Genomic DNA, 23,105 nt, shown 5'->3' with positions numbered 1-23,105 from the left:
CATATGAGCTGAACTCAGTATCCTTTGGTATTCCTACTTTAGTAGCCACGTGAAAATTGCGGGCTTTCCTTAAGCTGAACGATATCGTGACCCGTTGGGTTTTGAAAAGCACGAAGACCAAACGTCGGCGCCACGGCAAAGATGTGGTCAAAGATATCGGCCTGCACCGACTCATACACCCCCCAGGTGATATCATTGCTGAATGCATAGATCTCGAGTGGCAGTCCGTTGTCTCCCGGTGCTAGCTGTCTCACGATCAACGTCATATCCTGATGAATCTTCGGATGATTTTTCAGATACTGATGGATGTATTCCCGGAATACCCCCACATTCGTGAGCTGTCTGCCGTTTACTTTGCTCTCCGTATTAATCTGATGCTCCATATTGTACTCGTTAATTTCACTGATTCGCGTAGCGATATAGTCGGTAAGATAGTGGATCTTCCGGAATTCCTCAATCATGTCTTCGGTACAAAAGGTGATGCTGCTTGTATCAATATAGACGCTTCGCTTAATCCTTCTGCCGCCCGATACCTGCATGCCTCGCCAGTTTCTGAACGAGTCAGATATCAGGGCATAGCTCGGAATCATCGTGATCGTTTTATCAAAATTTCTTACCTTAACTGTATTGAGTGTAATGTCAATGACATCCCCGTCAGCATTATACTTCGGCATCTCAATCCAGTCGCCAACACGCACCATGTCATTCGACGATAATTGAACGCCTGCCACGAGGCCCAGAATGGAATCCTTGAAGACCAGCATCAGCACAGCGGATAACGCACCAAGCCCACTGAGAATAATCAACGGATTCTGACCGATAAGGCTCGAAATGACGATAATGCCCCCGATGATGAAAAGAATAATCTTGGCGACCTGGATATAACCTTTGATCGGCCTGATCTTGGAGACTTCATAGGAACGATATATGTCATCAAACACATTAAGTAAGGCATTGAAAACCGTAATCATGATGACAATCATGTAGGTCATTGCAGCCTTTTCAATCAAGGCCTGATAGGATGGAAAGACATAAGCAGAATAATAGATAATAATGGCCGGCACGAGATGCGACAGCTTGTGGAACAGCTTTTTCTCCACAATGATATGGCCCCATTTGTACCGATTGTTATTGACGATATGATGAACCGTCTTCAGCACGATTCTTTTGGCAATATAATTCGCCAGGATGGAGACCATCGCTATAAAAATAACCATGATGATGTTTGAAAGAATGCCAATGGTTTGTTCACTCATGCCCGTTCCGTCTAGTTGTTTTTTGATAAAATCCATTGTTTCCTCCTAACGCAGTCTAGTTTAGCTTTTCATTATAAATGACTCTCTGGTACGAAGCAAAATTCAAGATAAGAGGCACGTTATAAAAGGTATGCTAGTTTGTTGGAGTTAAGAATCCAGAGTAGATATGGACATATGCAGTGCAATTTCCAAATAATAAAATCCAATTATGGTAGACTATACTTACTTCATATTTTTACAGGAGGGTGATTGACTTGAGGAAATATGTTGGTCTGGTTTTCTTATTGGGCCTCATTCTATGTATAACAGCAGCTTGTTCTTCGAGTGAGAGTGAGTCTGCGATTACTCTTGATGATATTGTCACCAAGTTCCGAGAGGCCGGACTTGAGATTGAAACTCCAATGGAGTCTATTAGCGAGGATCACGTATTGGCTGACTTAGGTTTTAAAGATGTGCAGCGCATTTTGGTGCCAGCTTTGGGTGAAGGTGAGGGTGGGTATCTATTCTTGTTTGAGAATAAAACGGATCTTGAGAAACTGAAGGATTATTATGAGGAACCCGGAAAATCAACGCTAATGCCTAATTCGCATGCCTATGCCCAAGATAATATCCTTTTGCAGATGAGTGATACAATGAGTCAAACGGAGTTTGATCGATATGTAGAGGTTATCAAGGATTTATGAGGAAGTAGATAGCTCATCAATAATCAGATCATCAGCTTACGCTTCATATAAACCGAAAAGCCACCAACCTGGTCATAACCCTGTCAAGTAGACAGTACAAAAAAAGACAAGATTTAAGCTGCGGCCGTTTCCCGGTATTCAACCGGGGAACGGTCGTTTAGTTTTTTCTGAAATCGGTTTTGGTTGTAAAACAGTATGTATTCATTCACTTGCTGCTCAACCTCTGCTTTGTTTGCTGCCTTATTCAAATAAATTTTCTCCGTCTTCAAATGAGAGAAAAAAGATTCAATACAAGTATTATCTAAGCAATTTCCACGCCTGGAATGACTGCCTAGCATGCCGAGCTGGTTTAGTTTACGGTTATAGGGCTTCGAAGTATATTGAAATCCTTGATCCGAGTGTAGGATTACGCCACTCAGATCCACGTGCTGACGGAGTCTATCCAGCGTTTCATGAACCAATGCAAGGTCATTTCGTTCAGAAAGATGCCACGCTACAATTTCGTTATTGTATAAATCCTGAATAACAGAGAGATACACAAATTGTTCTCCAGCACGAATATAGGTAATGTCGGTAAAACCAGCTTCGTTCGTGGTGTATCCGCCCGAAACTGACGCTCCAGCCGGTTCGGGTTCACCACAGAGACTTGTTTTCCAAAGAATCGACGCTTTTTTCGAATGACAGAACAGATGCCTAATTGTTTCATTAATCGGTACACCCTTTTTTGGTTGACCCGAAGACCTTCCCGTCGTAAAGCAACGCTCATTCGAAGATAGCCAAAGTAAGGATGCACGCGATGGATGGCAAGCAAATGGGATTCTAGTTCATGTTCTTTGTGTCTACGCTCTTTTGCCGCTGCTATGCTTTTTCTCCACTTGTAATAACCCGAGCGGGAAACCGCAGCTAACTTCAAGAGCCGAACCAGACCGTGGTGTGCCCGTAGGTCCTCAATGATTTGAAATCTGGCCGCTTTACTCGTCACTCCTTGTGTAGATTTGGATACTGCTTTTTTAAGTATTCAATCTCCGCCCGCAAGTACGCTATCTCTTCTTCCATACTGGAAAACTTGGTTCTAAGGCGTCCCCGTTTGGGTGTAGCAGGTTCTAGACTCATTCCTTGTTTCGCTTTGGCTGCCCACACTTGTACCTGAGATTTATTTTGAATATCTAAACGTGTCGCTACTTCACGTATACTCATATGTTCTTCGTTGACCAGCCGGACTGCCTCCAATTTCAAATCCAAAGAGTGCCGCCGGAATGTTTGCCCTTTTTTAGCCATGAAAAAATCCCCTTCGTTTACATGATTAAGTTCATCTTAACAGATGTCTTTTTTCTCATGTCTACTAAAAGGGGATAATACCAACAAAGCCAACGATCATCACTTTTTGTAAGTTTTTTGAAATGGTATCGTATGTGAGAAAGCAATTTCAAATTGATCAACCTCTTTAATGAATTTTGGTTTAATAAAGCAAGCTTTTTGAGAAAGAAAAAACACTTTAATACACGCAAATTAACCTCAAAATTCGACACAACACATCATGTATGAATGAGTATTTGTTACTATTTACAAAATTACCATTCATTGATAAATTTAATATAAAATGAAAGGAGTTGATGTTATCGCACTTCAGTTTCCTGTTTAACCAAACTAAATCTTTAGAATCTTGTCGTAAGATCATGAATGTATTTCTTTTGTTTAAGCACTTTGTGAATATTGTAGCAATATTCACACAATATCTAATTCTACGGATGAGGTGGGTAAAAAAATATGAAAAGATTCAAAATTTCATTGCTAGCTGTCGCCGTTCTCGCTGGATCACTGTTTCAAGCGAGCGTGTTTGCTGCTGATAACACGCCCAAAATTTTAAACACAGTTATTGAGGACCAAGGGATTTCACTGACGGTTGAAGGTTTTAATGAAACGTTGGTGGGTAGAAAAGAAAATAGAAAATCGCTTATGAGCCAAAAATCTTTACATAAACTTGATTTGAAGCTCGGGGATTTCACGTTAAAGGATGAAAGTGTATCATTTAATGCGAATGTTGGTGAAACCGCTATTTCGTTGTCCGGACCGTTGCATGCGAGTTATAAAATTCAAAATGACATGAACAGTATCGTAGGAGATTTAACGGATGCAACGGGCAATTTTAAAGTATTGCTGTTCGAAATCTTCAATGATACCCAAAATGATAATCTTTTGATTAATCACGACCTGAATGGAAAGCCGCATTTGAAGCTGTATTTGCTCGACAGCAATAATAATATCCTTATTTTCGAGATGGATGTACCTGAAACATTGAACACATTGGAAGCGAAGTCTTTTGCTGAAGTTGAAGATAACAAAAAGGAAATGTTCTGGTTTAGTGGATTGGCAGAGCCTTTATCTGTTAAGGAGATACCTACAAGCGAAACGTCGATTGCTGAGGTTTCAGGTAATACCAATACCAGTATCTCCCCAACGGCGTTAAACGAGTTTTCTACCTGGACTAACCCTACTACTTATTACACTTCATTTTACGTAGGATCCGATTATACACAATGCTACTCGTTGCCTTATCTTAGCTACAAACACGTAAATGTAAGCTCATCAGACTCGACATGGATTGCTCAATTTAAAATTGCTGAGCATACAAAAGTCGGCAACTACACCTATTACGGCAATAACGTTTTTGAATATAAGAATGTAAAAATTGCGTTTGGATCAGGCGATTATTCAACCATGATCAGGACGTTCCAACAAGGAAGAGTTTATGATACTACAAGCGGCTTGAAAAAAACCGGCGATAATATCTCTGCTAACCTTATCAAGAAAACAATAAGCAAAGTTCCTTATGGAAGCACAATTAATGATGTCATTGGATATATTAACACCGCAACGTCTGTGGTAGGAGATGTGAGACTTGGTAGTACAGGTGTGAACTTATCAGGTAGTCCTGTTTCCGCGGCAGGCGAAAAGCTCACTAGTAAATATAAGTTAGAGGAGTGTACCGATCATAGCGGGCAAACTGATAACGGTCATTACTTTACTTATCATGTCGTGCTTAATTATGAGGGAAATGGATCCTCAAAAAGTACAACCGGCAATCTACAATTGAAATTTGATGTATGGAACGCCGAGACATACACAACCACCCCAATCTCCAAAGATTTCTCTCTTTCTTACACAGCAAAACCATAATATTCTGTTCTTATGTTTTCATTGTCGAATATACTAAAAGGGCCGGGGATATTATTCCCGGCTTTTGGCTTGAAACATTTATCGTGACCGGTTCGTTAATCTAAGTGGGAGAGAGGTGAATTAATGTATGAAAATGAATATAAAAATATCCATTATGCTGCTCATTGCAATTGCTGTAGGTTTCATTCTTGGATGGTATTTAATGCCAAATAGTGAACAGGAGAAGTGGACTCCAGACAAAATTAATCTTTACTATAATGAAGAACAAAGCCAGGTTACAAAAGTAGAGGATCCGCAATTCTTCGATCAGATCCTTCGTTTAATTGTATTTGAAAAAGGAGATATGATGTCAGGAGGAAATGCTCCATTATCAGAAGAAGAAGTCAATGAGATGAGAAAATCTGCAGTAGAATATTTCTATAATAAACCGATCTCGATACAGATCAATAACGGAGATGGCAAATCCGAAAGCATAAAATTCAAATCTATCCTTTTTCCTATAGATGAAAAATGGAACGGTGCGGCTTATATACAAACAACCGATTCAACTTATTTGTATTTTGTATCACGGCCAAGTTTAGATTCAATACTAAGGCATATGTAGATTTTGACGCTTACCGTTCAATTTATATAGCAGAGTAACCTCAAAGCTATGAATAAAGACCAGACAAATGTTTTATACGAGCTAAAGGAGTGGTGGATTCGATCGCTGGAGGGGAAGCCAGCCGGTGCTCTAGGAATTCCCCAAAAGACATTTTGTTTCTGGACAAGATTCCGCTGCTGGTTGTATTTAAGCTCAGTCAATAGCTTTTGGCTTCAGTTTCAGTTGAGGCTAGCCCAAAAGATAAATTCATTAGATTCTAAAGATAAGATATGCTTTTGATTAAACTTCAACGTAGAAAATCCCACCAGGAATATAGTGGGGTTTTCATTACCTATAAGTGAATGACAATAGTGATTTACCAGAATTAGCGTCAATGACTACATTAAACTGGCTATACGTCGGAGTTTCCTTCCCTTTCATTGCGTGCCCCGTACCTTTTATATCAAAAAATGTGACAATGTATACAGGTTGTTTAGCAAAAACCCAAACTTTAGACTTTTAGCTGAAGCAATTATTATCGCTTCTTCTTCGCTTATTTTGGCAGCAAATAGGGGAGTGCTTAGCTTCATTCCTAGCAACTTTAATCTATCCTTGTCATGAAGAGTTATTATTTCAGATTCTGTAGTCGCATCATATGCCTTTATGTCATAAGGCGCTTCTATTTGCCTAACCTCCTGTACACCTTTTAAAGATATGTCAGAGGTCTGAGCTAACGAAATTCCTGATATGCTTAATACTACAGCCGACAATATTGATGAGATAATAATTGTCTTATTGAGTTTCACTTTATAACTCTCCTGTATTTCACGTTTATTGAGTAAGTGCTAGTATCATTACCGAGCCTAAATCATTACCAAATGTAAGGTTTGGTCTAAAAGTTCTCGTTGAATTTGTTCTAGTATAAACAACAGATAAGAATCTCATTTCTGTTTGGGCTAGTCCAAACAAGGAGTAATGAAAGTAGTGGAACATCCTTCAGATGCTCCACTTGTCTAAATTCCTGTATTTCCTATACGCCTTTAACTTTATATCACAACTAAAAAACCACCAACCAGATGATCTGGTTGGTGGCCTTCACGTACTTAGAAAATGGAGGCGAGGGGAGTCGAACCCCTGTCCGAAGATAACGACACATAAGCTTCTACGGGTGTAGTCACAGTTTTGATGTCACCCGAGTATCGCCCCGTAACCGGCTATACGTTGGGTCAGCCTGATTGTCTTCTTCAGCACACCCCAGGCGGAGATGTGACAGCGTATCCCACTAAAGTTGAGCCCTCATCCCGGTACATGGGCGATACAGAGCGAGAGCACGCTCACAGGTTATTAAGCTGCGAAAGCGTAGTTGTTTTGTTGTTTGCCGTTTAATAGGCTTTAGCGTTGATGAAGCGGACGCGTCCCCACTACCCGCTACCCATGCTCGAACTATCCCCGTCGAATCCATAAACGCCCCCTCATATAAGAAGGGCTCCAGGATTAATCCGTGAATACGGAGCAAAGGTGCTGCACATCTTTTTCCTCCAAGGTAAAAAGATGCTCTTTCAAACTCGGCATTCCTGTCTGCTACATGAATAATCATATCACAGGACCGAATGCAGATATAGTACAGATTACTGGAAGTCATACCAGCAGGCTGAGCATCTGTGCAAGATTAACCAATGCACCATCTGAGGCTCAATCGTCTACATATTATACCGCGTCCCACGGACGAAGTAAAGTTTACCAGCATGACATTGCGAACAACTGTACCTCCTTTATTTTACCCACAATTTGTACAGGCTACGCAGAGCGCAGCTACATTTAGCATCAGCTGAATCCTTTCACTCAGCAATCACACACCTAACTCTATCTTGTGCATCCTGTGCTTGCAGGTTTACTTCCTCAAGGCTCTCCCAAACGTTCTAACCGCAGCACCACGTAAAATAAAAAATCCCAAGCTCCGCCCAGTTCTGGGCCAAACTTGAGATCCTCATTTACTTCGCATCTAAAATTAACTTATGACGCATCCTGCGAAGCTGAAGCAATTCGATCAGCGAGCGATCTTCTGCTTCTCACGCAGTGCCCGTTGAATATCACGTTGTGCATCCCGCTTCGCAGCAGACTCACGTTTATCATACTGCTTCTTACCTTTACCCAGGCCAAGCAGCAGTTTCGCATATCCATTACGCACATAAATCTTCAGCGGCACAATACTGTACCCTTCCTGCTTCGACAATCCAAGCAGCTTGTTAATCTGTGACTTGTGCAGCAGCAGCTTGCGTGTACGCGTCGGATCAAGCGGATTATGTCGGTTCCCTTGTTCAAAAGGACTAATATGCATATTATGAATGTGAATTTCACCGTTGCGAATCGTGGCAAACGCATCTCCAATATTCGCACGGCCGTTACGAAGAGATTTAATCTCCGTTCCGGTAAGCACCATGCCCGCTTCATACGTATCTTCAATGAAGTAGTCATGGGAAGCCTTTTTATTCTGTGCGAGCACTTTACTCTGTCCATCATTCTTGCCCATGTCCTCACTCCTTCTCCGTAAAATAAGCCGGTACCATGCTCTATAGCCGCGCACCCGATGATGCCCAGGTACCCTATGCCAGACCTTAATTGTAGCAAGGACCGCTGTTAAAATCAAGAAAGAGGCAGCATATGCCGCCCCTTCTCATTACACACATTTCATGCTGTGCGAAACGATTTACTTTTTCTTCTTCCGTACAAAAGCAGCTGTTCCATTAGCGGAAGCCCCTTTGTTCTTTTTCCGTTTACGGCGCGGAGCTCCGCCTTCCTGCGTACCTCCAGGTGTAGCTGCTTCGCCGATAAAGATCCCGCTAGGTGACGTCTTTTTGCGTCCGCCGCCACCTTTACCGCCTTTGCCGCCGCCCTTGCCGGATTTGAAACTGCCTTCGCCACGGCCCTTACCGCTGTTCAGATCAGTCCCTTGACCGCCAGTGCTGCTGTCCTGACTGGACGGCGCAGAGCTGTATCCACCTTTACCCGATCCAAATCCAAAGCTAACTGCTCCTGTGCCTTTGCCGCGAGCAGCAGCTGGTGCACTGGCATCTCCCGTGCGACGTTCACCTTTCGGTTTACCGCCACCTTTTCCACTGAAGCTGCCACGTCCACCCTTGCTGCTCTCTTCCGGTGCTCTTCCACCGCGGCTGCCGCCACCTTTGCCTCCACGTGAGCCACTGAATCCACCAGAACCGCCTTTGGCGCCACTCCGGCCACCACCGCCAGCAGGACGTCCACCTCTGCCGCCTCGGTTACCGCCACCAAAACCGCCTGGCCGTTCGCTGCGTGGCTTCATATCCACCATTTCAAAGTCAATCGTGTACTCTTCCATGCTCACGCGAGCAACACGAATCTTCACTTCATCTCCGATACGGAACACTTTCGAGGTCCGCTCACCAATGAGAGCCATATGCTGATCGTCAAAATGGTAATAGTCGTCCGTCAGTGCACTCAATCGAATCAGGCCTTCTACCGTATTCTCGAGTTCAATGAACATGCCGAAGCTGGTTACACTGCTGATCATGCCTTCGAATTCTTCGCCGACCTTATCGAGCATGTACTCGGCTTTCTTCATTTTCTCTGTATCCCGCTCGGCTTCAACTGCAACACGTTCACGCTCAGACGATTGCTGTGCAATGTCGGACATGCGTGACGCCAGGTATTCCTGACGATTCTCAGGCAGCGCACCCTTGTTCTCAATCACTTCCCGAATGACACGGTGAATGACCAGATCGGGATAACGACGAATCGGTGACGTGAAGTGACTGTAGAACTCAGCCGCGAGGCCAAAGTGTCCTGACATCTCTGCATCATACTTCGCCTGCTTCATGGAACGCAGCATCATCGTACTGATCACCGTCTGTTCCTTCGTTCCATTGATATCCTCAAGCAGGGACTGAAGTGCACGAGGATGGATCGCGTTACCGCGTCCTTTTACATGGTGTCCGAAGTTCGCTGCAAAAGCGAGGAAGTTTTGCAATTTCTCCTGATCAGGATCTTCATGCACACGATAGATAAACGGAACCTTCAACCAGTGGAAGTGCTCTGCCACGGTCTCATTGGCCGCCAGCATGAATTCTTCAATGATTTGTTCTGCAATGGAACGCTCACGTTTAACGATATCGACCGGTTTGCCTTCTTCGTTCACAATGATTTTGGATTCTTCAAAATCAAAGTCAACCGCACCCCGGCGCATACGCATGGCGCGAAGCTTGAGGGCAATTTCTTTCATCAGATGGAAGTCATCCACCAGATCCTTGTAACGCTCCAGCAATTCCGGCTCTTCGCCTTCAAGAATTTTGCGAACGTTGGCATACGTCATACGCTCTTTGGTTTTGATCACACTCGTGAAGATGTCGTGTTTCACAACCTTCATCTGGTCGTTGAATTCCATTTCACAGGACAGTGTAAGGCGATCCACCTGCGGATTCAAGCTGCAGATCCCGTTCGAGAGCCGGTGCGGCAGCATCGGAATAACACGGTCTACCAAGTACACGCTGCATCCGCGATTATATGCTTCCTGATCCAGTTTGGAGTTCTCGCGTACATAATAGCCGACATCCGCAATATGGACACCCAGACGGTAGTTTCCGTTCGGCAGCTTCTCCACATTGACGGCATCGTCCAGATCCTTGGCGTCTTCGCCATCGATGGTTACGATGTTTAATCCACGCAAGTCACGGCGGCCCTGCTGCACGATCTCTTCATCCGTAATGGATTCCGGAGCTTGTTCTGCTTCTTCCACCACTTCATCCGGGAAAGCTTCCGGCAGCTGATGCTTGCGAATGACGGACAATATATCAATGCCTGGATCATCCTTATGTCCAAGAATCTCAATAATTTCGCCTTCTGCAGCAGCGCGACCTTCCGGGTAGCTCACGATTTTGGCAACGACTTTTTGTCCATCTACAGCCCCGGCAGAATTCGTGCGCGGAATGAAAATATCACGGTTAATTCTCTTATCGTCCGGAATGACGAAGCCGTATACCTCATGGCTTTGAAACACACCAACCACTTGGGTAATTGCACGGGTAACAATGCGAACGATCTCGCCTTCCAAACGTCCATTGGATGGACCCTGAGACGTCACTTTAACAAGGACCGTGTCCCCGTTCATCGCGCTCTTCATATCATTGGCATGGATGTAGACATCCGGATGCTCTTTATCTTCAGGGATCAGAAAAGCAAATCCCTTCGCATGTGCCTGCAGTCTTCCGCGAACCAGGTTCATGCGTTCAGGCATGCCGTACCTGTTGTTACGGGTAAGCAGAATCTTGCCGGATTCCTCCAGTGTATTCAGCATGATCAAAAAGGCTTTGAAATCAGCTGCATCTTCAATCTCGAAGTGCTGTTCCAGCTCCTGATAGGTCATCGGTTTATAAGCGGTTTCCCGCATGAAGTCGAGCAATTGTTGTTCTGTTATCATTAATATTCACCTCGGGAAACGTAAAAGTGTAATCTGGTTTGTATCCTGTCTTTATGTATCGGAATTTTTGCAATTTTCATGCCACGTAACACATGCCCTCACTATCTCATACCCTAGTATACACGAATTCAATCCACCGCATCCGTACCCCGCAAAATAATCCAAACCTTAGCCGAACGCACCACTTCACGTCATGAGTACACGTTTTCATTGGATTGTAAGATAACAAATTCCTTAAAGAACTACGTTCAAAGACGAAATAAATATGAAATGTATAGAGCAAAGTCGTTCGTAACGAACCACTAAGTAGGCAACTGGGCTAAGTACGGGAAGGAAAACGAAATGGAAGTGGGGAACCGAAGATTACATAGGTTGAAAAAAAGCAGTTGGTAAACTTTGGACATGCGCCAATATATTAAAAAACCTCCGTTTCTTCTCGAAACGAAGGTTCATCATCTTAGGTCGTTCATTCATATATGCTTGATCTACCAATCAATACAGCATTCCTTACTTGGAAATGACTGTAACAATGATAGCCAAGATCATAAATCCTGCACCCAGTACAACGGTTGCACGTTGCAGGAAAAGATCCAATCCGCGCGCTTTCGTTTTACCGAAAAGATGTTCCGCACCACCGGAGATGGCACCCGCCAAACCAGCGCTTTTCCCGTGCTGCAGCAATACTACAGTGATTAGACCGATCGAGAAAACAACGAGCAGCAATTTCAAAGCAATATCCATTCTTTCCACCTCCTACCCATGTGGGCATAACATCTCACCATAAAAACAGTTACTTTAATTGTACCACAGCTATTCCCAATCTACAACCTTATCCATGATACTGTCTTGTTATGAAGAAATGAAAAAGACAAGCCGGTTACCCGGCTTGCCCTAGAAGCTGTGAACACAGCTTATTTTTTAAGGTTGTAGAATCCTTTAAGACCATTGTATTGAGCCAGTTCGCCCAGTTGATCCTCGATGCGGAGCAATTGGTTGTACTTCGCGATACGGTCTGTACGGGAAGGTGCACCTGTTTTGATTTGTCCTGCATTTGTTGCAACCGCGATGTCAGCGATTGTGCTGTCTTCGGACTCACCGGAACGGTGGGAGATTACAGCTGTGTATCCTGCACGTTTAGCCATTTCGATTGCATCGAATGTTTCAGTGAGTGTACCGATTTGGTTAACTTTGATCAGGATGGAGTTACCAATACCTTCGTTGATACCTTTTTCCAGACGCTCAGTGTTCGTTACGAACAAGTCGTCACCAACGAGTTGTACTTTGTCTCCCAATTTTTCAGTGAGCAATTTCCAACCATCCCAGTCATCTTCGGACATACCGTCTTCGATTGTGATGATTGGGTATTTCTCAACCCATGAAGCCAGAAGGTCAACATACTCAGCGGAAGTGTAAGATTTACCTTCGCCAGCAAGTGTGTATTTACCATCTTTGTAGAACTCAGTGGAAGCCACGTCCATACCCAGGAATACGTCAACACCTGGTTTGTATCCTGCTTTTTCAATCGCTTCGATGATTGTAGTGATTGCTTCTTCGTTCGAACCAAGGTTCGGTGCGAAACCACCTTCGTCACCTACAGCTGTGTTCAGGCCTTTGGAGCTCAGTACAGATTTCAGGTTGTGGAAGATTTCTGCGCCTACGCGAAGAGCTTCTTTGAATGTTGGTGCTCCAACAGGAAGAACCATGAACTCTTGAACGTCGATGTTGTTGTCAGCATGCTCACCACCGTTGATGATGTTCATCATTGGTACTGGCAATGCTTTAGCGTTGAATCCGCCCAGGTAAACATACAGTGGCAGGTCCAGAGCGTCAGCAGCTGCGCGAGCTACAGCCATGGATACAGCCAGGATTGCGTTAGCACCCAGTTTACCTTTGTTTGGCGTACCATCCAAAGCGATCATCATTTTGTCGATACCCAGTTGATCCAAAGCGTCCATACCGATTACTTCTGGAGCGATTGTTTCGTTTACGTTCTTAACAGCTTGCAGAACGCCTTTACCCAGGTAGCGGGATTTGTCACCATCGCGAAGCTCAACAGCTTCGTGGGCACCAGTGGATGCACCAGATGGAACGATTGCGCGTCCGATTGCGCCGGACTCCAGGTATACTTCAACTTCAACTGTAGGGTTACCGCGGGAGTCGAGGACTTCGCGAGCGTACACGTCAGAAATAATAGTCATGAGTGATAATCTCCTTTTAATTTGAATTTATTTTAAATATGGGACACTTGTGTTTGCCTTTAGGCCACTACGTCAGCAGAATCGCCTTCCGATCGCTGTTATCCCCTGATTTCTTTGAACTTATTTTAATAAGTTGAAATCATGTGATAAAGGCGAACACTTCTTTTCTTCAGACCATTTCTGCTTCCTTCGTTCAGGGGCAAACTGCAAACTTCCCACTTTGTATATGTGGCTGTGTAACTTATTTGCGGGTAGCGATGACAGAAGTACCTGTCATTTCTTCCGGTTTAGGCAATTGCATCAGGTCCAGAATCGTTGGCGCGATATCGGCCAGGATTCCACCTTCACGCAAGGTTACGTTAGGGTCTGTAACGATAAATGGAACCGGGTTCGTTGTATGAGCAGTGAACGGACGTCCTTGCTCATCGAATACCATATCCGCGTTACCATGGTCAGCAGTGATGAGCACAACGCCGCCTTTGGCAAGCACTGCATCAACAACACGTCCCATGCACTCGTCAGTCACTTCAACCGCCTTAATGGTAGGCTCCAGCATGCCGGAGTGTCCAACCATATCCGGGTTGGCGAAGTTCAGAATGATCGCATCATGTTTGTCCGCTTCAATCTCGCGAACGCATGCATCAGCTACTTCGTAAGCGCTCATCTCCGGTTGCAGATCATACGTTGCAACTTTTGGCGAGTTGATCAGCACGCGAGTTTCGCCCGGAAGCTCAACATCACGTCCACCGCTGAAGAAGAAGGTAACGTGCGGGTATTTCTCGGTTTCAGCAATACGCAGCTGTTTCTTGTTGTTCTGAACCAAAACTTCACCCAGTGTATTGTCGAGGTTTTTAGGCGAGTAAGCCACATAACCTTCAACCGTTTCACTGAACAACGTCAGGCAGACAAAGTGCAAGCCTTCTGGGAATTTTGGACCACGGTCGAAACCACGGAAATCCTTGTTCGTGAATACTTGCGACAGCTGAATCGCACGGTCAGGACGGAAGTTCAGGAAGATTACGGAATCGCCGCTTTCTACCAAACCTACCGGCTCACCATCCGCTTTAACGATAACCGTTGGTTCAACGAATTCGTCAAATACGGACTTCTCATACGATTCTTCAACCGCTCTGAGTGGATCGTTGTATTTTGGTCCATCACCATAAACGATGGCACGATATGATTTCTCAACACGTTCCCAACGTTTGTCACGGTCCATCGCATAGTAGCGACCTTGAACCGTTGCGATTTGACCTACACCGACTTCCTCAATTTTGGCGATCAGCTTCTTCATGAAGTCTTTACCGCTATCCGGCATAACGTCACGGCCATCCAGGAAGGCATGAATATAAACGTCATTCATTTCTTCTTTTTTGGCCAGATCCAGCATGGCAAACAGGTGGTCGATGTGACTATGTACGCCGCCATCAGACAACAATCCGTATAGGTGAAGCTTTTTACCGTTTTGTTTCGCTTCGCGCACAGCTTTGACAAGTGTTTCGTTGTCGAAGAACTCTCCATCGCGAATCGATTTGGAGATACGGGTCAAATCCTGGTATACGATCCGGCCGGCACCAATGTTCAGGTGACCTACCTCGGAGTTCCCCATTTGCCCTTCTGGCAAACCTACAGCTTCACCGCAAGCAGTGAGAGTTGTGTGTGGGAATTGGCTCATGAAGCGATCGTAGTTCGGCTTTTTGGCTTGCGCTACTGCGTTGCCTTCAACCGTGTTACGAAGACCAAAGCCATCCATGATGATCAGTGCTACAGGTTTTGGAGCTGTCATTACTTCGCCCCCTCAACAAGCGCGATGAACGAAGCCGGCTGCAAGCTGGCACCGCCAACAAGCGCGCCGTCGATGTCGCTTTGTCCGAGGTATTCTGTTACGTTCTCTGGTTTAACACTGCCGCCGTATTGAATACGAACTGCACTTGCAACCTTCTCATCGTACAGATCCTTCACCAGGCTGCGGATGTATGCAATAACTTCGTTCGCATCTTGGGATGTGGAGGATTTACCTGTACCAATCGCCCAGATTGGTTCATAAGCGATAACCACTTGTGCCGCTTGGTCTGCAGACAAACCTGCAAAAGCAGCTTCCGTTTGCACTTTGCATACGTCTTTTGTTTGGTTCGCTTCACGCTCTTCAAGTGTCTCACCGAGACAGAAGATTGGAGTCAATCCGTGACGGAATGCAGCATGCAGCTTTTTATTGACAGTCTCATCGGTTTCCGCAAAATATTGACGGCGCTCCGAGTGACCAATGATTACATAATCCACGCCCAGGTCTTTCAGCATTACGCCGCTGATTTCACCAGTGAATGCACCGTTGTCTTCAAAGTGAAGATTTTGAGCACCAATTTTGATGTTTGTGCCTTTCACAGCTTCTACCAATGTAGGCAGATTCGTAAACGGTGCACAGATTACAGTCTCTACGCCTTCAACTTCCGCTTTTCCTTTAACTTCCTGAATGAAGTCATTGGATTCGGAAACCGTTTTGAACATTTTCCAGTTACCTGCGATAATCGGTGTTCTCATGGTTTTCAACTCCTTCATGCTATAGCTTAAAACTTACTTGTCGTTCAATGCAACTACGCCTGGAAGCACTTTGCCTTCCATGAATTCCAGTGATGCACCGCCACCTGTAGAGATGTGGTCCATTTTATCAGCCAGTTTGAACTTCTCAGCTGCTGCTGCGGAGTCGCCACCACCGATTACTGTGTAAGCATCCGTTGTTGCACAAGCTTCCGCCACTGCACGAGTACCGTGGGAGAAAGGCTCGATTTCGAATACGCCCATTGGTCCGTTCCATACAACAAGTTTGGAGTTTTTAACAACGTCAGCATAGATCTCACGTGTTTTAGGACCGATGTCGATACCTTCCCAATCTGCAGGAATGTCGCCAACTTCAACAACTTTTGTGTTTGCGTTAGCGCTGAAATCATCAGAAATGACGATATCTACTGGCAGATAGAAGTTTTTACCCAGTTTTTTTGCTTTTTCGATGAAGCCCAGAGCTACATCCAGTTTGGACTCATCCAACAGGGATTGGCCTACTTCGTGGCCTTGAGCCTTCATGAACGTATAGGACAATCCTCCACCGATGATTACGTTGTCTGCAATGTTAAGCAGGTTGTCGATTACATCGATTTTGTCCTTAACTTTGGATCCGCCAATGATTGCAGTGAACGGACGCTCAGGGTTGGAAATGGCTTTGCCGAGCACTTCAAGTTCTTTCTCCATCAACAGACCGGATACTGCTGGCAGCAAGTGAGCGATACCTTCTGTTGAAGCATGTGCTCTGTGAGCCGCTCCGAAAGCATCGTTAACGAAAACGTCAGCCAGTTCAGCAAATTGTTTTGCCAGTTCTGGATCGTTTTTCTCTTCGCCTGCATGGAAACGAACGTTTTCAAGCAGCAAGACGTCACCGTCGTTCAGTTCAGCAACTTGTGCTTTCACAGTTTCACCGATGGAATCGTCAGCTTTAACCACTTTTTTACCAAGCAGTTCGGACAGACGCTCAGCCGCTGGAGTCAAACGCAAGGATTCCACAACTTCACCATTTGGACGACCCATGTGGCTCGCCAGAATGACTTTTGCACCTTTTTCGATCAAGTAGTTGATCGTTGGCAGTGTTGCACGAATACGTTTGTCATCTGTAATTTTACCATCTTCGAGCGGCACATTGAAATCTACACGGACAAAAGCCCGTTTTCCTGTCAATTCGATATCGCGTACACTTTTTTTGTTCATCTGTATTTCCTCCGCACCCATGTATTTGGTGGACCGATCAGGAGCCCAAATCCCCTGTCAATCCTGGTGTTTTTGAGAAATTTGCAAAATGTTGATAGATAAAGAGCGGAAACAATAGCATCTGTTTCCGCTCTATGTTATTGCAGATATTACTTAATCATTTTTGCAAAGTGCTCCAAAGTGCGAACCAATTGAGCTGTGTAGGACATTTCGTTGTCATACCAAGCTACAGTTTTAACCAGTTGTTGGTCGCCCACAGTCAGAACTTTAGTTTGAGTTGCATCAAACAGGGAACCGAAAGTGATACCTTGGATATCGGAAGATACGATTTCGTCTTCAGTGTATCCGAAAGTTTGTGGATCGGAAGCTTCTTTCATTGCTGCGTTAACTTCATCAGCAGTTACTTTTTGTCCAAGAACAGTTACGAGCTCAGTCAGGGAACCAGTAGCTACTGGTACACGTTGAGCTGCACCGTCGAGTTTACCTTGCAGTTCAGGGATAACCAAACCGATTGCTTTAGCAGCACCAGTTGTGTTAGGGATGATGTTTTCAGCTGCTGCGCGAGCACGACGGAAGTCACCTTTAGGGTGTGGAGCATCCAATGTGTTTTGGTCGCCAGTGTAAGCGTGAATTGTAGTCATCAAACCTTGAACGATTCCGAATTTGTCTTGCAGTGTTTTTGCCATAGGAGCCAGGCAGTTTGTTGTGCAAGATGCGCCGGAGATTACAGTTTCAGTACCGTCGAGGATTTCATGGTTTACGTTGTAAACGATGGTTTTCATATCGCCAGTAGCTGGTGCGGAGATAACAACTTTTTTAGCGCCGCCTTTAAGGTGCTTCTCAGCTGCTTCTTTAGTTGTGAAGAATCCAGTACATTCCAGAACGATGTCTACGCCCAGGTCGCCCCAAGGAAGTTCTTCTGGGTTACGGTTAGCCAGTACTTTAACTTCTTTGCCGTTCACTTTGAAGAAGCCGTCGTGTACTTCAACATCGCCATCGAAGCGACCTTGAGTTGTATCATATTTAAGCAAATGAGCCAGCATTTTAGCGTCAGTCAAGTCGTTGATTGCTACTACTTCAATGCCCTCTACATTTTGAATACGGCGGAATGCCAAGCGACCAATACGTCCAAAACCGTTAATACCTACTTTAATCATGAGTAAGTTCCTCCCAAGTTTTGATTTAATTTTTTTATGAAGCTATATATTCAAGACAGACGGTGAAGTCCGTCAAGACAACAAGAGTTGTGGTAAAAGAAAACCTTTATTCCATTTCGGCAACGATGACTTCGGCAGCTGCCTCATCAATAATCAGAATATCTTCCTGCCCGAATCGCAGTACGGAATGAATGGCAGCTGCTTTACTTTTGCCGCCCGCAATTCCAATTACCACATCGGTCCGTTCAATATCCTGAAGTCGCATGCCCAGAGTTAGCATGGTGTGTACCACTTCACCCTGATCGTTAAAATAATAACCGAAGGATTCAGATACGGCCCCTTGCTCCTGAAGCTCTTCAATGATCTCCGTTGCAAGTTTGCGTCTTCGTGCCATCTCCACGGCATCACCGATTCCGTGAATTACGATGCGTGACTGTCTGATCAGCTGCAGAATCTCCTGAACGCTTGGGTCCTGAATTAACGATTCATAGGCATGATCACTCAGCAAATCCGGTACATGCAGGAGTTTATATTGTGCTCCTACCCGTTTTGCCATTGTCGATGCAATCGTATTGGCCTGAATTTCAAGGCTTTCTCCCAAACCGCCGCGTGCAGGTACGAACCATACACCTTTTAGCGATGTTGGCGGAGTCAGCTGCTCTGCTACTCCTGCCGTTGTTGACCCGCCTGTAACGGCAACAACGTCGTTATCATTCATTACTTGACTAAGAGCCTTCGCTCCAGCCTTACCCAGTTCCCGTTTGGCAAATGGAGAAATGTCCGAATCGCCGGGAACGACAACTACCTTTTGCAGACCGTAGGCTTGCTTGATGCGTTCTTCCAGCTCGGATAATCCGAACAGCTCCTTGGCAACCGGCTCTAACTGCTGCAGCAGATCATGCCCTGCCTCACTGATCTTCATCCCTGCACTGTCAATTTCAATAAGTCCCTGAGCCTTTAACAAATCGGTCTCAGCCCTCAGAACCCGCTCGGTCATCTGCATGGAATTGGCTAACGTCCTTCTCCCGATCACATCCGATAACATGATCTGGTGCAGAATCGTATACCTCTTCTTCAAAACATCCATGAGATCAGGCAGAAGCTGCTTTTGCACTTCTAAAATCGTTCGCATGCTTTCCACTCCCGCAAGCTTCTCGTTCCAAGCTCTCTTTCATGGCCCTAAAATGTCCCGGGTTAACTTTTTAAGTCCCACGTCTATTCTACCTAAAACTGACGTGACATGCAAGTGTTTCAAAAGCCTTATTTCACAACGTTTTGGCCCATTGTACGCGCTTATTTTCACAATCTCCAACTTCCACAGGAACGCGCAGCCACATTCATACCATATATAGAAGAAAACCAAATTTCTCATCTATATATCGCTTCTACTGACTCCAGGATTGTGCTTCATGCAACCTGTCCAAAACTTCTCTTAGCATTTACTTAAATGCTTTCTTTATCCATTCTTCATCATCATGATCAATTTCAGGTCAATCCAAACCATAAGCTTGATCATATCTCTTGCAATTCAGAATGCCATGAGCTATAATCATTATTGCTGTCACATCAACGTGCGCCCGTGGTCCAATGGATATGACGTAGGCCTCCGAAGCCTGAGATCCAAGTTCGATTCTTGGCGGGCGCGCCATTCTTGATTAGCAGCTCATAACCCTTTTAACCAATGGAACCGTAAAGGTTTCTTTTTTTTCAAAGTTAGTTTGACTTTCTTTGACTTTTTGTTTGAAATTGTTTATGATGTGGGTAATACGGTAACAGTTTAAATAGATACACTATTCCATGTACATTTCCGAGGAGGTTTTTCACGTGAGTTATATTCCTATGGTCGTTGAACAGAGCAACCGCGGTGAGCGCGCCTATGACATCTATTCCAGATTGCTGAAGGATCGTATTATCTTTCTAGGCAGCGATGTAAATGACGTTGTTGCGAATGCCATCATGGCACAGATGTTGTTCCTCGCTGCGGAAGATCCGGAGAAAGACATTCATCTATACATCAACAGCCCAGGCGGATCCATCACAGCCGGTATGGCCATTTACGATACAATGCAATTTATCAAACCTGATGTATCTACCATCTGTGTAGGTATGGCTGCTTCCATGGGCGCTTTCTTGCTCAATGCAGGTGCAAAAGGCAAACGTTTTGCACTGCCTAACAGTGAGATCATGATTCACCAGCCGCTGGGCGGCGCACAAGGTCAGGCTTCGGATATCGAAATCCGTGCCCGCCGCATTCTGAAAATGCGTGATACCTTGAACCGCATCATCGCTGAGCGCACAGGTCAACCACTGGAGCGTATCGAGAAAGATACAGACCGTGACTACTTCATGAGTGCTGCTGAAGCTGCCGATTACGGTATCATTGATAAAGTCATCGCAAACGTTGGCTCCCAAGGCGTATAAGCCGAGGTAACTGGATATTGAAGATATGAACAGGCCAATTGGGTTGACCTGTTCATACTACGAAGAAGCGCCCCTTGTCATGAACATGACGAGGGGCGCTTTTTTTTAGAATGCTTACGAATAATTACTCTGCTGCAATTCCACTGAATGGCTGTGTACCTTTAGGGAGTAACTCTTTGTACGTAAACGGGAATTCCGGGAAACCTTCTGCATAAGCAGTGTATTCATACAGTTGGAAGAACACAACTACCCCTGTAGGCGTTACATAGAAGTCCTGGTCCTTGTTCAGACCTTTATAGCCGTCCAGGTAACCACCGCGAGCCTTAAGCTGTTCACCAACCTTTTTGCCAAGCGTATCGCGCATTGTTTTGTTGTTTTGCAGCACATCATCAAGACTTAGCTCTTTACCTGTATCCAGCGCAAAGGTGTGACCTGTCCGTGTAGTCATCCCGTGGGCTCCGGCATAATCCTCATAACGCTGAGTAACCAATCCCAGCACGCCGTTCTCGTTGTACGTCACCACATAGGTGCTCTCGAATGCATATGGACGGTTGGCTGCTGCCGTTCCGTATTCTGCCGTCTGCTTCTTGAAAGCAGCTACGAATGTATCCACTTCGTTTTTCAACACTTTGTTGATTGCCGCTTCGGCCTCATCGCTAGCAAGTCCACTCACCTGCGGATATTGAATATCTACCTCAGCATTTTTGATATTCACTTTCACGGTTGCTGATTTCACTTTTACGCTATTTTGCTTCACTTTGCTCAGCGACAGTGTTTTGGTTTTACCATCCCAGCTGCCTTGAACTCCCAGATAATCTCTCATCGCCGAAAAAGGAATGTACAGACGTCCCTTGATCAGCTTCGCTTCAACGTTAGGATAATAATTATTTACTTTTAGCGACGGTTCACCGTCCGCCAGGCTGATTTTCATCGTGTTATTCGCTGCAGTCAGTGCGTACTCTTTTGTTTTTGCGTTATAGGTTAATGTACCACCAGCCACATCTTTAACAGCAGTGAGTGATACCCACGTGGATCCACCTTGTAGAAGTCCCTTTTGTGTCAACGTTTTGCCTGCAGACTTCAATGTAACATCTGTGGATGCCGTAACTTTTGACGTAACCGAAGCTGCCTGCACGGAGTTATCCTGCCATACCGCCCCACTACCTACAATAATTCCTGCCGCGAGTAATGCACTTGTCCACTTTTTCCATGATGTCATATATAAAACTCCTCTCGATATTTGCCTATGGTTCATTGCGTATGTATCCTGATCGTATATCTCATACGCTCACCTCTTTATTATAATTAACCCAATTCAGGAAAGGTTTACAGCACCCGTTACAATGTTGTTCAATCCAAATCCATTTGGTAAAGGTTTTGTTACGAACAAATATACAAAAAAGACATCAAATCATTCCTCATTATTCTCGTTAAAGCAAGGATGTTAATGCCTAACTTCTTTAAAGCTCCTCTATATAACAAAAGAGACCCTGCCCAATTGGACACAGTCTCTTCATATCTTCATCTACGTCTAGGTTTATTTCATTTCATACGTAATGTTAAGCATCGTGCTCACTTTTACCTGACCTGTTTCAATTTCTGTACCCGCAGCAGACATTGCCATGTCCTTGGCCGTAGAACTTTCTGTTGCATAGAGCACAGGAACATTGGCATCACCTTGAGTTACAGACAACACAGCACCCAATTGACGTTTAACGGCCTTGGCAATCGCTGCAGCTTTTACATCTGCATTGGCTACAGCCTTCTCGATCACTTGTGCTTCGAAGTTTTCCGGATGTTCTACCGTAAAACGTACATTTTCAATATTGTTGGCACCTGCCTGTGAAGCAGCATCCAGCAGTTCACCAATCTTGTCCATTTCGCGGTACGTAATCGTCAGCGTATGATGAGCGGTATAACCTTTAACTTTCTGACCTTCTTTTTCGCTATACGTATAGTTTGGCTGTAAATAGAATTGACTGGTCTGAATATCGTCTGCACTGATTTTCCACGTATTCTTCAGCAGGTTGGATACCTTTTGAATTTTTGCGGCATTTGCCTTCTGGGCGGAGGCTGCTGTCTCAGCTGTGCTATTCACTCCGATCGATAGATAAGCGATATCCGGCTTTACCTGAATCTCGCCTTTGCCCACGACATTAATCACATTTTGCTGTACCCCTTGTACTTCAGCAGCATAGGCATAATTCCCCGGTGCCACCCACGCTGTACCACCCACCAGCAATGTTCCTGCCACCAATACCGCACCAAGCGGTTTCATCCATTGTTTACCCATTACGCATAGCCTCCTTATGTCTAAGATCTCAATCTCAAAGCATTTTGATACCTTAACAGACGGAGACATTTTCCAAAATGTTGCACTTGATTATGCCCATAACGCAAAAAAGCCCCTTGCGGGACTTCTTCATGT

17 protein-coding genes, 1 tRNA gene, 1 other RNA gene and 1 pseudogene are annotated in these 23,105 nt (G+C 44.8%); 5 read left to right on the top strand and 15 right to left on the bottom strand.

The features are described 5' to 3' along the window. Positions 1-38 precede the first annotated feature (38 nt). The gene (locus F4V51_RS00980; RefSeq protein ID WP_153976504.1) at positions 39-1,292 is read right to left on the bottom strand and encodes a mechanosensitive ion channel family protein; all 1,254 of its coding nucleotides are present in this window, start codon (positions 1,290-1,292) and stop codon (positions 39-41) included. A 218-nt stretch (positions 1,293-1,510) separates the two neighbouring features. Between F4V51_RS00980 and F4V51_RS00975 the strand changes: the two genes are divergently transcribed. After that, a complete protein-coding gene (locus tag F4V51_RS00975) occupies positions 1,511-1,939 on the top strand; it encodes a stress protein (RefSeq protein ID WP_153976503.1) in 429 nt (142 codons plus the stop codon). 113 nt (positions 1,940-2,052) lie between these two features. Here the strand turns inward: F4V51_RS00975 and F4V51_RS00970 are convergent. Further along, positions 2,053-3,217 (bottom strand): annotated as a pseudogene (locus tag F4V51_RS00970) (IS3 family transposase). Between the two features lie 489 nt (positions 3,218-3,706). Here F4V51_RS00970 and F4V51_RS00965 point away from each other — a divergent pair. Then, positions 3,707-5,116 (top strand): hypothetical protein, encoded by a 1,410-nt coding sequence (locus tag F4V51_RS00965; protein ID WP_153976502.1) that lies wholly within the window; start codon positions 3,707-3,709, stop codon positions 5,114-5,116. A gap of 127 nt (positions 5,117-5,243) precedes the next feature. Continuing rightward, on the top strand, positions 5,244-5,720 hold the full coding sequence (locus tag F4V51_RS00960) for a hypothetical protein (protein ID WP_153976501.1): 477 nt from the start codon (positions 5,244-5,246) through the stop codon (positions 5,718-5,720). Positions 5,721-6,157: 437 nt separating this feature from the next. Here F4V51_RS00960 and F4V51_RS00955 read toward each other — a convergent pair whose 3' ends face one another. From F4V51_RS00955 to F4V51_RS00905, 11 genes are all read right to left on the bottom strand, one after another. After that, complete coding sequence (locus F4V51_RS00955; protein WP_153976500.1) at positions 6,158-6,505, bottom strand: hypothetical protein; 348 nt, start codon at positions 6,503-6,505, stop codon at positions 6,158-6,160. 302 nt (positions 6,506-6,807) lie between these two features. Beyond that, positions 6,808-7,171: a transfer-messenger RNA gene (gene ssrA, locus F4V51_RS00950) on the bottom strand. A 575-nt stretch (positions 7,172-7,746) separates the two neighbouring features. After that, the gene (gene smpB, locus F4V51_RS00945) at positions 7,747-8,229 is read right to left on the bottom strand and encodes an SsrA-binding protein SmpB (protein WP_095293038.1); all 483 of its coding nucleotides are present in this window, start codon (positions 8,227-8,229) and stop codon (positions 7,747-7,749) included. A gap of 177 nt (positions 8,230-8,406) precedes the next feature. Further along, the gene (gene rnr / locus F4V51_RS00940) at positions 8,407-11,148 is read right to left on the bottom strand and encodes a ribonuclease R (protein WP_153976499.1); all 2,742 of its coding nucleotides are present in this window, start codon (positions 11,146-11,148) and stop codon (positions 8,407-8,409) included. Positions 11,149-11,655: 507 nt separating this feature from the next. After that, positions 11,656-11,889, bottom strand: coding sequence for a preprotein translocase subunit SecG (secG, locus tag F4V51_RS00935; protein ID WP_095293034.1), 234 nt, complete (start codon positions 11,887-11,889; stop codon positions 11,656-11,658). Positions 11,890-12,059: 170 nt separating this feature from the next. Beyond that, entirely contained in the window at positions 12,060-13,346 is a 1,287-nt protein-coding gene (gene eno / locus F4V51_RS00930) for a phosphopyruvate hydratase (RefSeq protein ID WP_095293032.1), read from the bottom strand. Positions 13,347-13,587: 241 nt separating this feature from the next. Continuing rightward, positions 13,588-15,132 (bottom strand): 2,3-bisphosphoglycerate-independent phosphoglycerate mutase, encoded by a 1,545-nt coding sequence (gene gpmI / locus F4V51_RS00925; protein ID WP_095293030.1) that lies wholly within the window; start codon positions 15,130-15,132, stop codon positions 13,588-13,590. Further along, entirely contained in the window at positions 15,132-15,884 is a 753-nt protein-coding gene (gene tpiA, locus F4V51_RS00920) for a triose-phosphate isomerase (protein WP_095293028.1), read from the bottom strand. The genes gpmI and tpiA overlap by 1 nt, the downstream gene beginning before the upstream one ends. A gap of 33 nt (positions 15,885-15,917) precedes the next feature. Next, a complete protein-coding gene (locus F4V51_RS00915; protein WP_153976498.1) occupies positions 15,918-17,099 on the bottom strand; it encodes a phosphoglycerate kinase in 1,182 nt (393 codons plus the stop codon). A 149-nt stretch (positions 17,100-17,248) separates the two neighbouring features. Then, complete coding sequence (gap, locus tag F4V51_RS00910; protein ID WP_095293026.1) at positions 17,249-18,256, bottom strand: type I glyceraldehyde-3-phosphate dehydrogenase; 1,008 nt, start codon at positions 18,254-18,256, stop codon at positions 17,249-17,251. Between the two features lie 106 nt (positions 18,257-18,362). After that, the gene (locus F4V51_RS00905; RefSeq protein WP_095362035.1) at positions 18,363-19,388 is read right to left on the bottom strand and encodes a sugar-binding transcriptional regulator; all 1,026 of its coding nucleotides are present in this window, start codon (positions 19,386-19,388) and stop codon (positions 18,363-18,365) included. Positions 19,389-19,829: 441 nt separating this feature from the next. Here F4V51_RS00905 and F4V51_RS00900 point away from each other — a divergent pair. Together F4V51_RS00900 and clpP are read left to right on the top strand one after the other, a co-directional pair. Next, positions 19,830-19,904, top strand: a tRNA-Arg gene (locus F4V51_RS00900). A gap of 176 nt (positions 19,905-20,080) precedes the next feature. Then, positions 20,081-20,677: an ATP-dependent Clp endopeptidase proteolytic subunit ClpP gene (clpP, locus tag F4V51_RS00895; RefSeq protein WP_095293022.1), complete on the top strand. Its 597-nt coding sequence runs from the start codon at positions 20,081-20,083 to the stop codon at positions 20,675-20,677. A gap of 124 nt (positions 20,678-20,801) precedes the next feature. Here the strand turns inward: clpP and F4V51_RS00890 are convergent, their stop codons facing one another. After that, positions 20,802-21,896 (bottom strand): PdaC/SigV domain-containing protein, encoded by a 1,095-nt coding sequence (locus F4V51_RS00890; protein ID WP_162009869.1) that lies wholly within the window; start codon positions 21,894-21,896, stop codon positions 20,802-20,804. A gap of 318 nt (positions 21,897-22,214) precedes the next feature. After that, positions 22,215-22,970 (bottom strand): SIMPL domain-containing protein, encoded by a 756-nt coding sequence (locus tag F4V51_RS00885; protein WP_153976496.1) that lies wholly within the window; start codon positions 22,968-22,970, stop codon positions 22,215-22,217. Positions 22,971-23,105: the final 135 nt, after the last annotated feature.

This window comes from Paenibacillus xylanilyticus, from assembly GCF_009664365.1.
GTDB lineage: Bacteria > Bacillota > Bacilli > Paenibacillales > Paenibacillaceae > Paenibacillus > Paenibacillus xylanilyticus_A.
The sequence above is the reverse complement of the archived record's forward strand: the minus strand, read 5'-3'. Positions and strand labels throughout refer to the sequence as shown.